Below are 14,151 nucleotides of genomic sequence, written 5' to 3' on the forward strand. Positions count from 1 at the left end.
GTTTATTCTGTCGGCGTCAGCGTGGACCCCATGGGCTCCGCAGCGGATTCAGAACCTGGTTCAGAACCCGGCTCAGGCGCCATGGCGGATTGCAGCATGGCCTCCAGAGGCAAGGGATTGTCGTTCAACATCAACACACCGTCCGCCAATGCTGCCCGCAGCACCAGCTTACCCTGCTCCGTCAGCAACAGACCCTGCTGCTGGTAGGGTTGCACCATGGCAGCAAACTGACCGCCCATCACTGCAGCTTCATCCAATTCCAGGTCAAGCCCGCCGCGGAAGGCCGGCAGGAATTGCATGGGGTCCTCCAGACTATCCCAGCTGACACCGGCGGGCAGCCCCACAAACTCCAGATTCAGGTGGGCGTGATGCGGGGCGCCCAGGGCACCGACATCCAAACGCTGCACGATGCCCAGGCCCGGCTGCAGCAACGTCTGCATCACCTGCGTCAAGCGGCTCTCCAGCTCCGGCGTCAACTGGGGTTCCCCCATGGCATCCAAGGGCAGGGTACCGGTGCTGACCGCCTGCTGGATCTCCAGGCTCACTTCTGACCACTGTTCCAGCCCTTCTGGGGCCACCCCCAGCACCTCCATATGCCAACGGGCGGATTCCACGGGAACTGGGGATTCCAGGCGACCGATCTCCAGGGTCTGGAAGAAATCCATTTTGCCCTGGTTCAGTTGACTGCCATGATTCAGTTTGATGTCTTCCAGGATGAGGGAAAAATCCTTACTGTTCAGTGCCAGCCGCGGCAGGGCAAACACACTCTCACCCACCAGGGTATAGGGATTGTTACCCTGGTAGTTCATGGCACCGGAGGCTTCCGTCATATCCAGCGCCAGGTCCGTGGTCAACACACTGCTGGGGCGGATCAGGAAGGACGCGTCAAACCGCGTCAGGTCGGCGCTGGTGAGCAAGGAAGCGCTGAGGCCACCGAAGCGAATGTGGTCCTCGCCCTCGTCTGCAGAATAGGCCTGGATCTCGAGCTCAGTATGGGCAGACTGATCAAAGTAGATAATGGTCTGGATGGTGAGTGGCGTGGCTGCCAGCCACTCCGACAGGGTCTGGGCCAGTCCTTCAGGGTTGTCTCCTGCAAACCCCAGGTTGCCATAACCCAGCCCGAAGCGGACGCCCAGGTCGGTGAACAAGACCGGACCGTGCTGCAAATCGGATTTCACCAGCAGATCAAACGACTCGTTGGCCAGGGTCGGGTCACCCAGCCATTCGGCCGGATGCAAGCGCACCCGCACCAGGGCCTGGGAAGCAAACCAGCCCCGATCATAGGATTCGGCGGTGATCTCCACCCCGGGTTGCTGTGGCATACTGGCCACCCGGCTCTGATAAGCCCGTTCCAGGGCAAAACCGGTTACCAACGGAAAACTGAGCAGAACCCCAACCCCTATCGCCACCACATAAATTGCTATTCTCTTCATGACTGCGCCTTATTAGTCTTTATAATTCCGTGAGTTATCCCAACTCCCCGGTACAATAATAGCTGAGGCTGAAACAAATGCTGATGCGATGCATCAAACTGTGCAACACCCCTCAACCAAGGCATACAAAATAAGGCAATCCATGTCCCCACAACCCGTTCGCATCCTGTTCCTCTGCACCCACAACCGCTGCCGCAGCATTCTGGCGGAAGCCATCACCCGTCACCTGGGATCGCCGCTGCTGGAGAGCGCCAGCGCCGGCAGCCAACCGGAAGGCAAAGTGCATCCGGACACCCTGCAGCATTTGCGCGCACGGGGCCTGGACACCCGCGGTCTGCACAGCAAATCCTGGCATGAGATGGCGGGCTTCCAACCGGATTACAGCATCGCCGTGTGCCAGCAGGCAGCGGGCGAAGCCTGTCCGGCCTGGATGGAGCACACCCCCATGATTCACTGGGCTTTGCCGGACCCGTCCAAAATCCTCGACTCAGCAGAGCAACGCCAACAGGCGTTTCAAAGTGTCATGGATACCGTTACCCGGCAGGTACAGCAGTGGCGTGCGCTATTGGAACAGGGCAGTGATGAGTTCCACCGCTATATGCAGGGTCAACTGGCGCGGCGCAGCACCCAATCCCTGAACTGAGAGACCGGCATCGGCTTGGCCAGGTAGAAACCCTGCACGCGGTCGCAGCCCAGGCGGGTGACGGCGGTCAGGGTGTCCTGATCCTCCACCCCTTCCGCCACCGTCTGAATTTGCAGGGCCCGGGCCAGTTTCACTGTGTTCTCCACAATCCGGTAATCGCTGTCGGTGCGTGACATCTGACTGATAAAACTGCGATCGATCTTCAGTTCATGCACCGGCAGGCGACTCAGATACGCGAGGGAGGAATAGCCGGTGCCGTAATCATCCAGGGCAATGCTACAACCGGTGGAGGCCAGCTGGTTGAGGTTTTCGATCACGGTTTCGAAGTTTTCGCTGGAGGAAGTTTCGGTGACCTCAAACACAATGTCGCTCAGGTTCACCATGTGCTGTTCCGCCGTATTGGTCACAAAAGAGATCAGCTTGGCTTCCATCAGATTTTTGATGGACAGGTTGATGCTCAAGGTGAGGATATGGCCACCCTCGTTAAAACTGTGCAGCAGGCAAAAGGATTCCTCTATCACATAGCGGGTCAGCTCCGGCATCAGGCCCGCCTCCTCAGCTACCTCAATGAATTCCACCGGCGACACCACCCCGAATTTTTCGCTGTGCCAACGCAGCAGCACTTCGGCACCGGTGAGGCGATTGGAGCGGCAATCAAACTGGGGTTGCAGATACAGGTCCAGCTCCCGCACCCGGATGGCGTTCAGCAGTTCCCCCACAATGGCCAGGCGCCGCCGACCGAACGCATCAATATCGGAACTGTAGATGGTGATGGATTCCGATGCCCGAAACCCATAATCACGGGCCGCACTGGCATGCTGCATCAAAAGATCCGCCCGATCACCGTGTTTGGGGTAAATGGCAATACCGCACTGTGCCTTCAGCCGCGTTACGGTGCCTCCGACTTCAATGGCCGTCTCATGTAATTGCATGACATGGCCCACCAGATCATGAATGGAGCGGTAGCCCTCCCCCACTTTGGCCAGAAACGCCAGGCTGCCGAACTCCGGCACCGCAATATAGACCCGCGCGCTCTTCTCCACCGCAACGGCCTGGATGTCGCTGGATAACTCGTGATTCAACCGGCCGCTGACCTGGGCGAACAGGTCTTCCGCCAGGCGCCGCCCCAATGACGACGAGATTTCCTTGAACTGGGGAAAGTACAGAATCGCCAGGGCAAAGGAATCGTAACCGGAACGGTGATCAATCATCTCCCCCAGGCGACTCAACAGCAGTGAATCGTTGGGGTACTTGGTTATGGGATCATGCAACGCCTGCTGCAGGGCTTCTTCCTGCACCTGCACAATGGCGTTCTGGGCCGCCTTCATTTTTTCCATGGCGATCAGCTTGTGGCGGCGCTCCTCCTTGATGCGATGGGCCAGCGCAAAGGACAACAGCAACGCCTCCAGCATGGAGCCGGCCTGAAACGCATGATTGGTGAACTGGGAAGGTTCCACCAATCCAAAAATGTTTGCCAGGTACAGCGCTGTGCCACACACAAACGCCGCGGTGGCGAAGACAAAATAACGGGCGATCTCCACCCCGGACAGCAACGCACTGATGCCGGCGGCCAGTACCAGGAACATGGACACCGCCCCCACACACCCTGCCAGGAAGGCGCCTTTATCCGGTGTATAGATTACGTAAAGGGCCACCAGGAGGTTCACCGCACACATGGTTCGCAACACCTGCCGCAAGGCGTTACCCAGACTGTTCTGCTGCAGAAAACTCAGGGTAAAACACAATAGCCAGAACAGCGTCATGCAGGCCGACAGCGGCAGCATATAGTGGGTGACCTGCACATCCTCCCAAAAATAGCGGCCACCCAAGCCGGAGATGGACAACATCAACCCCACCAACGACACCAGGGTCATCACATAATACGCGTAGGTGACATCCGCCATGGAGATAAACAGAAAGCAGTTGTACAGCAGCAGCGCCACAATCACACCGAAGTACACGCCCCAGAACAATGCCTCCATGTTCTGTCGGGTCACCAGATACTCCACACTCCACAGCTCGATGGGAATCTGCAGGGACGTGGTGGACGCCACCCTGACCAGCACCTGGACGTTACCCAGGGCCTGCTCGGGCACAGGAAAGTTAATGTTGTGACTGCGAAACGCGGCAGCATCCGCGCGCAGGGTGGGCAGGTCGGTGTGCCACAACAAGGCACCACTCTCAATGTCATAAAAATACAGGTCCACCTGCTCCAGCAACGGATAGGTAATCACCAGATGCCAGTTGCGGCGGGGATATTCATGAAAGTTCAGGTTCAGCTTCAACCACACGGCAAAATCCACAAAACCAAAGTTCAGCACGTCACCGTCGGTATTGCGTACCCATTCCTGCACCTGCAGCATGTCGTCTGCCTGCAACTGCTTGCCCGGATCAATGTAGTAACTGGTGAAGGCGTTCAGCTTGTGGTTTTCGAAAGATTCCCCACTGCTGTGGGGGTGCCCCATTGCCATTGCAGTCTGTACGGAAAATAACATGAAGCTGATCACAAAAAGATCAATCATGTTCAGCCGGTGCTGTTTGCAAGACCCCGGAGGAGTTCTCGCAGTCAATTTGAATCCGTTCAATATTCCGCACTCTGTTTTTGACGAATCAGAATTCTGGTCCAGACTTTCCAATACCTAAGTGATTATTATAGATGGAACTTGGAAATGAGCACACTACACGGAGAGTATCGCCGTCATTCGCGCACCAACATCAAAACACCGGTTTCCGTCAGCCTCGATGATAATGGACTGGCTACCAAAACCCGGGACGTTTCAGAAAGCGGTCTTTGCATTGCCAAACCCACTGAACTCATACTCAAACTAGGCCAGACCGTAAACGTCACCTTCAATCGCATGTCCAACCTGTCGGTGCCCGCCACCATCATTCGGGTGTCGGATCACCAGATCGGTCTGGCACTGGACCACGTGCGTTTCAGCGAACAGGATCTTACCGGCATTGTCAGCACGTCGCCCTGGCACCAACGGGCCAAAGTGGCGGTCAAACGTGCTTTCTGGAAAAACACCCGGCGCCTGGCGGTATTGATCACCAATACCATATTGCGTAAACCCCTGCTGAAAATGCTCAAGCCCAGTTTTATTTTTGCCGTGTACGGAAACGAAAAAGATGTGGGCACCTACTACACGCCGTTAATGGCCAAGCTGATTCCTCCCCTGATGATCGGCAGCATCATCCGCAACCGCAACCAGACCGGCATCATGGTGGCTTCCAAATTTTATGAGCATGAGCTGGCGCAGGATTCCGACAAGGTACGCACCTACCTGGAACAACTGCAGGAGGAGTTTCCGGACATCGAAACCGTGGCGTTGGTCGGCCGTCTGCCCAACTTTGTCATGAAAGCCGGCCTCGAGATTAAATCCCCCTATGTGGACGGCTCCATGGGCACCCGCTACATGATCTGGGACGTGGGCCGGCAGATGCAGCAGCTGGAACGCTACCGCAATGAAGACATCATTGCGGTGCTGGGGGGAGCCGGCCGCATCGGCAACATGGTGTGCGAAGACCTGACCCGGGTTTACCGCACGGTGATCGCCTTCGACCCCCGTTATGAAAAAGAGGAAGAGGTGTACACCCCCATCGGCAAAATCATCCGCAGCGGCAACCCCGAGATGCTGCAACGCAGCAAACTCTTCATCGGCCTCACCCATCACGGCGATGCCATGCGGGATCTGATGCCCCACATCCCCGCCGGCTCCATGATTGCCGACGACACCCATCCCTGCATCAGTTACGAAACCCGCCAGGAAATGAAAACCCTGGACATCGCGGTGGAAAAAATCGTCCTTCATCATGAAGATTTCTCCATGTGGCCCAGGATGCCGGGCTGGAACAACCGGGCCATTCCCGGCTGCCTGGTGGAGGCCCTGGTGCTGCAGGAACAGAAAGATGTGGACGTGGGCGACTTCGACCGCTTCTGCGCCACCGCCCAGGCGATCGGTTTCCACGGCCGGTTGATCAAACCCCTGGACGAATAGCCACCAGGCATCGAGTTACGACTTAAAAAGACATATACTTCCCTTATCTACGCCACTCAAAGGGAAGTATATGTCCTCGAACAACAGCCTCTCTAACCCGAAAAGCCAGATCGTCATCCGTAATGCCACGTTGAAAGATGCTCCCGCCATCTGTGATCTCAGTTCAAGGGTCTATGCCAATACCGGCATGTACGGATATTCCGAAGGGGCGATTACCGGGCAGATCAATCACTTTCCCCAGGGCCAGTTTGTCATCCTCATCAACGAGAAGGTGGTGGGTTATTGCGCCACGTTCCGCATCAGCGAGGAACTGGCGTTGAAATCCCACAACTGGACCGAAATCACCGGCAACGGCTATGCCTCACGCCATGATCCCGACGGCGACTGGCTGTACGGTATGGAAGTGGCGGTGGACCCGGAATATCGGGGCTATCGACTGGGGCAACGTCTCTATAACGAGCGCAAACGCCTCTGCCAAAGCCTGGGCCTGAAAGGCATCGTCTTCGGCGGCCGGCTGCCCAGCCTCACCCACAGACTCAAGAAGTTCGGTTCGGTGGAGGAATACGTGGAGCAGGTGGTGCAGAAGAAACAGCGGGACCAGGTATTGTCGTTCCAGTTGCACAACGGTTTTGAGGTGATCGGCATCATTCCCCACTACCTGGATGCCGATGTGCAATCCCTGGGTTACGCGGTGCACCTGATGTGGCGCAACCCCAAGGTGCCCGCCGAGGAAACCAAATCCAACAAGAAAAAGTACGGCGGGCGGGTGCCGGATTCCATCCGTATAGGCTCGGTGCAGTACATGCAACGGCGGGTCCACTCGTTTGAGGAATTCCTCTCCATCGTGGAATACTTTGTGGATGTGGTGGCGGACTACAAAGGGGATTTTGTGGTGTTCCCGGAACTGTTCGCCCTGCAACTGTTGTCCATTGAGGATCAGGCACTTTCCCCCATGGAATCCATGGAAGCCCTCACCAAATACACCCCCCAGTTCAAGGAAGCCCTGCGGGAAATGGCCATCCGCTACAACATCAACATCATCGGCGGCTCCCACCCCACCATCATGCCCAACGGGCGAGTGGAAAACATTGCCTATATCTTCCTGCGGGATGGCTCCATCCACGAGCAACCGAAGATCCACCCCACCCCCAACGAGGTGTACTGGTGGAATATCGAGGGTGGCAATACCCTGAAAGCCATTGAAACCGATTGTGGCCCCATTGGCGTACTGATCTGCTACGACTCGGAATTTCCGGAGCTGGCCCGTCACCTGACGGATCAGGGCATCTCTATTCTGTTCGTGCCCTTCTGTACCGACGAACGCCAGAGCTACCTGCGGGTGCGCTATTGCTGTCAGGCCCGGGCGGTGGAAAACCAGATTTATGTGGTGATGTCCGGCAACGTGGGCAACCTGCCCAAGGTGAACAACATGGACATCCAGTATGCCCAGAGTTGTATCCTGACGCCGTGCGATTTCCCCTTCGCCCGGGACGGCATCGCCGCCGACACCACCCCGAACGTGGAGATGATTGCGTTTGCGGATCTAAGGCCGGAAACCCTGATGATGGCCCGCAACAACGGGACGGTCAAAAACCTGCTGGATCGGCGTCACGACCTGTACAGCCTGAACTGGCGCGGGAAGTAGTCGCCGGGCGGCGACTGCCTCTTAACCTTTGACCTTACTTTTCAACCTTACTTTTCAACCCTATTTTTCAACCCTATTTTTCAACCTTACTTTTCAACAAAGGCCCGTTCGATGACATAGTGACCCAGGTCACCGTGACGGGCCTCGTTAAAGCCCCGCTCATCCAGGATACGGCAAGTGTCTTTCAACATGGAAGGGCTGCCACACAACATGAAACGGTCCTGCTCCGGCGACATCTCCGGCAGGCCGATATCACTGAACAGCTTGCCACTTTCCATCAGATCTGTGAGCCGCCCCTGATTGCGGAAAGGTTCCCGTGTGACCGTGGGGTAGTAAATCAGCTTGTCCCGCACCACATCCCCAAAGAATTCATTGTTGGGCAGCTCGTCCAGAATGTACTGCTCATAGGCCAGGTCTGCCACGTGCCGTACACCGTGGGTCAGGATCACCTTATCGTAGGCTTCGTACACTTCCGGGTCCTTGATGATGCTCATGAACGGCGCCAGTCCGGTGCCGGTGCTCAGCAGGTACAGGTTCCGCCCAGGCAGCAGGTGATCCACAATCAGGGTTCCGGTGGGCTTGGTGCTGACAAAGACCTCGTCCCCCACCTGCAAGTGCTGCAGCTTCGAGGTGAGGGGGCCGTCCTGCACCTTGATGCTGAAAAACTCCAGCTCCGGCTCATAGTTGGCACTGACGATGCTGTACGCCCGCAGCAGGGGCCGCCCTTCATTCTGCAACCCGATCATGGTGAAGTGACCATTCTTGTAACGGAACCCCGGATCACGGCTGGTGGTAAAGCTGAACAAAGTATCGTTCCAATGGTGGACACTGGTAACGCGTTCTGTGATCAGGTTGGCCATAGCAAATACTCCATGCAGGTTGAGATGGCCACCACTATAGACGCCAGGCCAGTTATTGGTAAAATGGGTAATATTGATATATTTAATCGATTTTGCCGATATGAAATACAGCCTCCGCCAATTGCAGGTGTTCCTGGCCACCGCCCATTACGAGAATATTTCCAAGGCCGCCAACAGCCTGGCCATGTCCCAGTCCGCCGCCAGCAGTGCCCTGGCCGAGCTGGAAGCCCAGTTCGACATCAAACTGTTTGACCGGGTAGGCAAACGCCTGCAACTGAACGCCCTGGGTCACGCCCTGCGCGGACAGGCCGAAGCCCTGTTGCGCCAGGCGGAAGAGCTGCAGGTGGCCTTTCAGCAACACTCCGCCATCGGCCACTTGAAGGTGGGGGCCACCCTCACCATCGGGAACTACCTGGCGGTGCACATCATGAGCCGCTTTCTGCAGGACAAACCCAATGCCCGGGTGGAGCTGGATGTCGCCAACACCGCCAGCGTCGCCCGCAAAGTGAAAAATTTTGAGCTGGACCTGGGCCTGATTGAAGGTGAGCTGTCGGATCCGGACCTGGAAATCACGCCCTGGATGAAAGACGAGTTAGTGGCGTTTTGCGCTCCGCAACACCCCTATGCCCGCAAAAAACGCTTGAGCGACCGGGATCTGTTGCAGGCTCAATGGATTCTGCGGGAGCAGGGGTCTGGCACCCGCCAGACTTTCGATTGGGCCATGCACGGGATTCTGCCCCAGCTGCAGGTGCTGCTGGAGTTGCAACACACGGAGGCCATCAAGCGGGCCGTGGAAGCGGGGCTGGGCATTGGCTGTCTGTCACGGGTGGCGCTGAAAGAGGCCTTCGCCCGAGGCAGCCTGATTCCTCTGCCCATTCCACAGCGCAATCTGCAACGGGAATTTTATTTTATTCTGCATCATCAGAAATACCGCAACAGCAGCATCGATGCCTGGCTTGATCTGTGCAAACAATTATTCCACTAATCGAGCACCAGGCGCCTGGCCTTGTGACGCTTTTTATGGGCGTACATGCGGTCATCGGCGAGGCGAATCCAGTGATTGGCGTCCATCACCTCCACCTCTCCCAACGCCACCGCGCCATAGGACAAAGTGACCTGAAGCGGTTCTCCCCCCTCTGATTCTGTACCAATAAGCAGCGCTTCCAGTTTTTCCAGAAAGCGGTCCGACTCCCGCACATCGGTTTCCCGCAACAACAACAAAAACTCGTCGCCGGCGTAACGATAAAATCCATCGGTCTGGCGAATGTTCTGCCGCATACAGCGCGAGAACTCGATCAACACCTGATCCCCCGCCTCATGGCCATGGTTGTCGTTGACCGCTTTGAAATCATTAAGGTCGATAAAGATCAGGCTGGCACTGGTTTGGTAACGTTGGAACAGCGCGATACATTCATCCAGATCGCTGATGGCATAGGGGCGACGGACGGCCATGGTCAACGGATCAAATTTGGCCAGCTGCTCTAATTGCCGGTTACTTTGTTCCAGTTTTTCCCGCGCCATACGTTCATCCGTCACATCCCGTGCCATGCCCACCAGAAACAGCAGATCTCCCTTGGCAGAACGCACCGGCACGCCTTCATCATGGATATAGCGCACCTTGCCTTCCTTGTCCCGAATCCGGTAATTCACGTTCCAGACACCCTGACGATGGTTGGCCACCTCACTCTCCACCAACGCTCGATCCTCCGGCAGAATGGATTCCATAAAACTTTTGGGGTCGTGCAACAAACTGGCGATGGTGCGCCCCCACAGGCTTTCATAGCGATCGCTGACAAACATCACTTTTTCAATGCCGGGGGATGCCATCCACACCACCGCATTAACATGGTTGGCAATACTCTTGAACTTGGCTTCCGACGCCAACAGCTCCTCTTCGTACTGCTTGCGGTAGGAAATGTCTTCGATGATGGCGATCAGATATTCCGGGCGACCGCTTTCATCCCTGTACACGGTCATGGTGAGCGTCACCCAGACATCCCGCGATCGACTGTCCAGCAGCCGCTTCTCAAAACGCAGATGTTCCACTTCATTGCTCAACAGCCGTTTCAGGGTCAGCCGGTTGGAATTGCGCTCCGACACCGGCGTCAGGTCATCCAACGACATCTCCTCCAGGGTAAGGCGCTCATATCCCAAAATTGAAGATAATTGCCGGTTCACCTTGATAAACCGCCCTTCGAGACTGATCTGGGCAATGCCCACCGGGGCCAACTCAAACGTGACCCGGAAATGCTGTTCCATCTGGATTGCGTGGCGCTCGATGCTTTCCACATTGGAGACATCCATCAGGTTTACGATGGCATAGCGTTTCTGCTCCACCTGATACAGGCCAATCAGCACCTCGACTTTTTTACTGTTGCCCTGCGCGGTGGCGATACTCACCGGATTGCGCATGGTTCTGGCACCTTCACTGTTAAAAAACAGTTGGCGATAGCCGGCATGGTCAACGCGATCGGATTCCGGCACAAAGACTTCCACCTGCCGCCCCACCAAGGCATCCGTATCACATTCCAACAGTTGCGCCGCCCCCTGGTTCGCCACCAGTATTTCACCGCTCTCTGCCACCACCAGAGTGGGATTCGGCGCTGCATCCAACAGCTTCTGACGGGAGGTGATATTTGATTGTTCCTGCAGGCGCCGTTGCAAACCAGCCACTGCCGCCGCGCACAGCAGGCAGAGCACGATCGTCAGCACCAGGCACAACAGCAGGATCAGGTTAAGAAAATCATCCCGCCGTTGCTCACGCTGGACATCTTCACGCAGCAGCCCTGCCGCCTTGATCTGCAACTGGGCGATGAGCCCGCGCAAGGCTTCTGCTGCTGCCGCGTCATCCACGTGGACCTTCCTGTCGATTTCCTGCACCGGAACCTGCTGGTTATGAAGTTGACGCGCCATTTCCAGCTTGAGCTGATAGTCCCTGATGGTGCGTTCAATCCACCGGACCTGGCTGGCCACCGGCTCTTCTGCGAACGCATTCCTGCTGTTCTGGAACATCATTTCCAGTCGCTTCAGGTTATCCAGGGTGGCGTTGTAATAGGGTTCCTCACCACGCAATACGTAGTTTTTGAAATTGTGAATAAAGCCGGAATAGCCAAGCTGGTGCAACAGCAGTGAAATGCGTGCCTGCGTGTCGAGGGTAGAGCGGAGTTGGGTCGTGGTCTCAACCTGCTGTTGCTGGAAGGTACGGCTCATCCAGAACGCCAGTAGCAGCGCACTGACCAATACGGCTCCTACAATGACAACAGCCCTGGTTTTCACCGATGTTCATCCTTGATGCTGGAACGAAGGTCGCTCTATTGAATGGTCAACAGGACCTTAATGTTGGCCAGGTTTTGTGCCGACTGCAGTGATCTGACATCCACATAACCGATCATGTTCGGGTTGGAAGCAACGAATTCCAACACTTCGTTGTCACCGGAAACCGCAAACGGTGGCTGGCCGCGGCCGGTGAAGATCAACCGGGACCAATAGGAGTTCAATTGAGGCAAACTCTTTTTCACCACCTTCAGATAGAATTCTTCTTTCAACCCTTCCCGTTCCAACTGATCCAATGGGATCACCTTGGTTCCATCGGGCAACTGACGGGTTTTTCCCAGAAAGATGCTGGCCACATCCTCCACACTGATTTCCCGGACGTCGTTGGCATTGTTAACAATAATCGCGAGTTCGCCGCTGGCCGAGGAGGCCGACTGGATGCCCCAAAAAAACAAACTCCAGATCAACAGCACTCTCTGCGCTCTCATGTTGTTTCCTCTTCCTCTCATTGTTATCGGTTTCCCTGAACTCGCCCGCATTGACGGGCACATTTCTACCGGTCAACTCTAATAAAAGTACACATATGTGCTTTCTTCAATAATTACTTGCACTTATCCCAGTGCTAGCGAAACTGTTCAGCCTGGTTGTGGGTGCCCGCATCCGCCCCCTGCACAATGACGCAGTTACGACCGGACCGTTTCGCGCTATACAGCCCGATGTCCGCCCGCTCCATGACGTCCTCAATGCTTTCCCGCTCATTGAGCATGATGGAAATGCCGATGCTGACGGTGAAGGCCACCGGCCGCTCCTCCAAGTCAAAGGTCTCTTCCATCCAGCGCTTGCGGATTCGCTCTGCCACCAGGTAGGCGCCCTGTTCCTCCGAGGACACCAGAATGGCGCAGAATTCCTCACCCCCGATACGCCCCATCAAATCCTCTTCCCGCAGGTTTTGTTTGAGGATTTCGGCGAAGCGCCGCAGCACGTTGTCCCCCGCCTGGTGGCCATAACTGTCGTTGACGGCTTTGAAGTGATCCAGGTCCAGCATCAGCAACGCCATCGGCTGCTTGTAGCGCACCGCCCGCCGCAGTTCTTTATTGGCAAACTCAAAAAAGCTGCGGCGGTTGTACAGTCCGGTCAGGGAATCCGTGGTGGCCAGGCGCTCCAGCTCCTGCTGGATGCGCTTGCGCTGGGTGATGTCCATCACCGAAATAAAAACCGAACGGATGCCACCGAACTCCAGTTGACTGCCGGTGAGTGATGCCCAGAAGGTACGGTTACCCTGGGATTTCATCACCATTTCCGTTTCAAACACGTGCTCATCGTTCTGCACAGTGTCGATGAAGGTCATACGGTCTTCCGGCACGGACCAGAACTCCTTCGACTTCAGCTCCTCACAGACGATGGCTTCATTCAGGCCGAACAGGTTGTAAGCGCTGGCGTTGGCATACAGCACCGGGTACTCCTCGGCCAACTCCAGAATAAGAATGGGATAGGGTGCCGCATTGAGGATCGAGCGCATCCGCTCTTCGCTGCGCTGCAGCGCCATTTCCGCCAGCTTGCGATCGGTAATATCCTGCACAGTGCCGGTTTCGTGAACCGGACTGCTGGCTTCACCCAGCACCACCTGTCCTGCCAGGCGAATGTGTTTCTCAAACCCGTCTTTGCCGACAACACGGTGATCACATTGATAGCTGCCACCCTGAAAATACGCCGACGCCACCACTTCCGTCACCCGGTCCAGGTCATCCGGGTGGATCAGGCTCTCATAATGGGGAATCTCTACTGCGGCTTCATCCAGGCCCAGCACCACCTTGGCTTCATTGGACCAGAAGGTCTCACCGGTTTCGAAATTGCGGGTCCAACTGCCGATGCGGGCGATGCGCTGGGCTTCGTGCAGACGCATATGAGCCCGATCCAGGTCCTCCTCCTTGTTGGCCAGAAGCTGCAGGAAATGGCTGCGCACCAACCACAACACCACGCCAAAAGCGGCCAACAGGAAGAACAGTATCCAGATCCAGTCGCTGGTGACAAAACCGCCAGCATCACCCTGTTCATACAGAATTTCTATGGTTTCTGCCCGGACACCGCCACTGAAAAAAGCCGCAAAGAGCCCGCCCACAGCCAATAACAGGCTGAAACTTTTATTATTTTTAGCTATCTTAGTGGTTAAATTATCGACCTTGCTGTGTGACAAAACGCATTAGGCTCCCAGCGTTCGACGGCGGATTCATTCAGTATAGTCAACGCTGCCAATACAACCCGATATCCGTAAGCCATTTTCATGCTTGGGATTTCAACG

10 protein-coding genes are annotated in these 14,151 nt (G+C 56.1%); 4 read left to right on the forward strand and 6 right to left on the reverse strand.

The window, feature by feature from the left end; translation table 11 throughout:
• Window positions 1-2: 2 nt before the first annotated feature.
• Complete coding sequence (locus D9N14_RS19545; RefSeq protein ID WP_290582913.1) at window positions 3-1,433, reverse strand: DUF945 family protein; 1,431 nt, start codon at window positions 1,431-1,433, stop codon at window positions 3-5.
• A gap of 142 nt (window positions 1,434-1,575) precedes the next feature.
• Between D9N14_RS19545 and D9N14_RS19550 the strand changes: the two genes are divergently transcribed.
• On the forward strand, window positions 1,576-2,076 hold the full coding sequence (locus D9N14_RS19550; protein WP_290582915.1) for an arsenate reductase ArsC: 501 nt from the start codon (window positions 1,576-1,578) through the stop codon (window positions 2,074-2,076).
• On the opposite strand, the gene D9N14_RS19555 is transcribed toward D9N14_RS19550, so the two are convergent.
• On the reverse strand, window positions 2,040-4,598 hold the full coding sequence (locus D9N14_RS19555) for an EAL domain-containing protein (RefSeq protein WP_290582917.1): 2,559 nt from the start codon (window positions 4,596-4,598) through the stop codon (window positions 2,040-2,042). The two genes, D9N14_RS19550 and D9N14_RS19555, sit on opposite strands and share 37 nt — an antisense overlap.
• Window positions 4,599-4,745: 147 nt before the next feature.
• Between D9N14_RS19555 and D9N14_RS19560 the strand changes: the two genes are divergently transcribed.
• Window positions 4,746-6,074 (forward strand): PilZ domain-containing protein, encoded by a 1,329-nt coding sequence (locus D9N14_RS19560; RefSeq protein WP_290582919.1) that lies wholly within the window; start codon window positions 4,746-4,748, stop codon window positions 6,072-6,074.
• Between the two features lie 70 nt (window positions 6,075-6,144).
• Window positions 6,145-7,719 (forward strand): bifunctional GNAT family N-acetyltransferase/carbon-nitrogen hydrolase family protein, encoded by a 1,575-nt coding sequence (locus D9N14_RS19565; protein ID WP_290582921.1) that lies wholly within the window; start codon window positions 6,145-6,147, stop codon window positions 7,717-7,719.
• An 86-nt stretch (window positions 7,720-7,805) separates the two neighbouring features.
• Here D9N14_RS19565 and D9N14_RS19570 read toward each other — a convergent pair whose 3' ends face one another.
• Window positions 7,806-8,579 carry a ferredoxin--NADP reductase gene (locus tag D9N14_RS19570; RefSeq protein WP_290582923.1) on the reverse strand — a complete coding sequence of 258 codons (774 nt, stop codon included), beginning with the start codon at window positions 8,577-8,579 and terminating at the stop codon, window positions 7,806-7,808.
• Between the two features lie 100 nt (window positions 8,580-8,679).
• Here D9N14_RS19570 and D9N14_RS19575 point away from each other — a divergent pair, with 100 nt between their 5' ends.
• A complete protein-coding gene (locus tag D9N14_RS19575; RefSeq protein WP_290582925.1) occupies window positions 8,680-9,564 on the forward strand; it encodes a LysR substrate-binding domain-containing protein in 885 nt (294 codons plus the stop codon).
• On the opposite strand, the gene D9N14_RS19580 is transcribed toward D9N14_RS19575, so the two are convergent.
• From D9N14_RS19580 to D9N14_RS19590, 3 genes are all read right to left on the reverse strand, one after another.
• On the reverse strand, window positions 9,561-11,855 hold the full coding sequence (locus tag D9N14_RS19580; protein ID WP_290582927.1) for a PAS domain S-box protein: 2,295 nt from the start codon (window positions 11,853-11,855) through the stop codon (window positions 9,561-9,563). The genes D9N14_RS19575 and D9N14_RS19580 overlap by 4 nt on opposite strands.
• Window positions 11,856-11,890: 35 nt before the next feature.
• Complete coding sequence (locus D9N14_RS19585; protein ID WP_290582929.1) at window positions 11,891-12,340, reverse strand: phosphate ABC transporter substrate-binding protein; 450 nt, start codon at window positions 12,338-12,340, stop codon at window positions 11,891-11,893.
• Window positions 12,341-12,474: 134 nt separating this feature from the next.
• Window positions 12,475-13,971 carry a sensor domain-containing diguanylate cyclase gene (locus D9N14_RS19590; protein WP_290582931.1) on the reverse strand — a complete coding sequence of 499 codons (1,497 nt, stop codon included), beginning with the start codon at window positions 13,969-13,971 and terminating at the stop codon, window positions 12,475-12,477.
• Between the last annotated feature and the right edge of the window lie 180 nt (window positions 13,972-14,151).

It is taken from the genome of Ketobacter sp., from assembly GCF_003671495.1.
Classification (GTDB): Bacteria; Pseudomonadota; Gammaproteobacteria; order Pseudomonadales; family Ketobacteraceae; genus Ketobacter.

Bases quoted from the DNA above. Each gene is read 5' to 3' on its own strand.
- D9N14_RS19545 (WP_290582913.1), bottom strand. From the start codon at position 1,433: ATGAAGAGAATAGCAATTTATGTGGTGGCGATAGGGGTTGGGGTTCTG.
- D9N14_RS19555 (WP_290582917.1), bottom strand. From the start codon at position 4,598: ATGATTGATCTTTTTGTGATCAGCTTCATGTTATTTTCCGTACAGACT.
- D9N14_RS19560 (WP_290582919.1), top strand. From the start codon at position 4,746: ATGAGCACACTACACGGAGAGTATCGCCGTCATTCGCGCACCAACATC.
- D9N14_RS19565 (WP_290582921.1), top strand. From the start codon at position 6,145: ATGTCCTCGAACAACAGCCTCTCTAACCCGAAAAGCCAGATCGTCATC.
- D9N14_RS19550 (WP_290582915.1), top strand. From the start codon at position 1,576: ATGTCCCCACAACCCGTTCGCATCCTGTTCCTCTGCACCCACAACCGC.
- D9N14_RS19575 (WP_290582925.1), top strand. From the start codon at position 8,680: ATGAAATACAGCCTCCGCCAATTGCAGGTGTTCCTGGCCACCGCCCAT.
- D9N14_RS19570 (WP_290582923.1), bottom strand. From the start codon at position 8,579: ATGGCCAACCTGATCACAGAACGCGTTACCAGTGTCCACCATTGGAAC.
- D9N14_RS19585 (WP_290582929.1), bottom strand. From the start codon at position 12,340: ATGAGAGCGCAGAGAGTGCTGTTGATCTGGAGTTTGTTTTTTTGGGGC.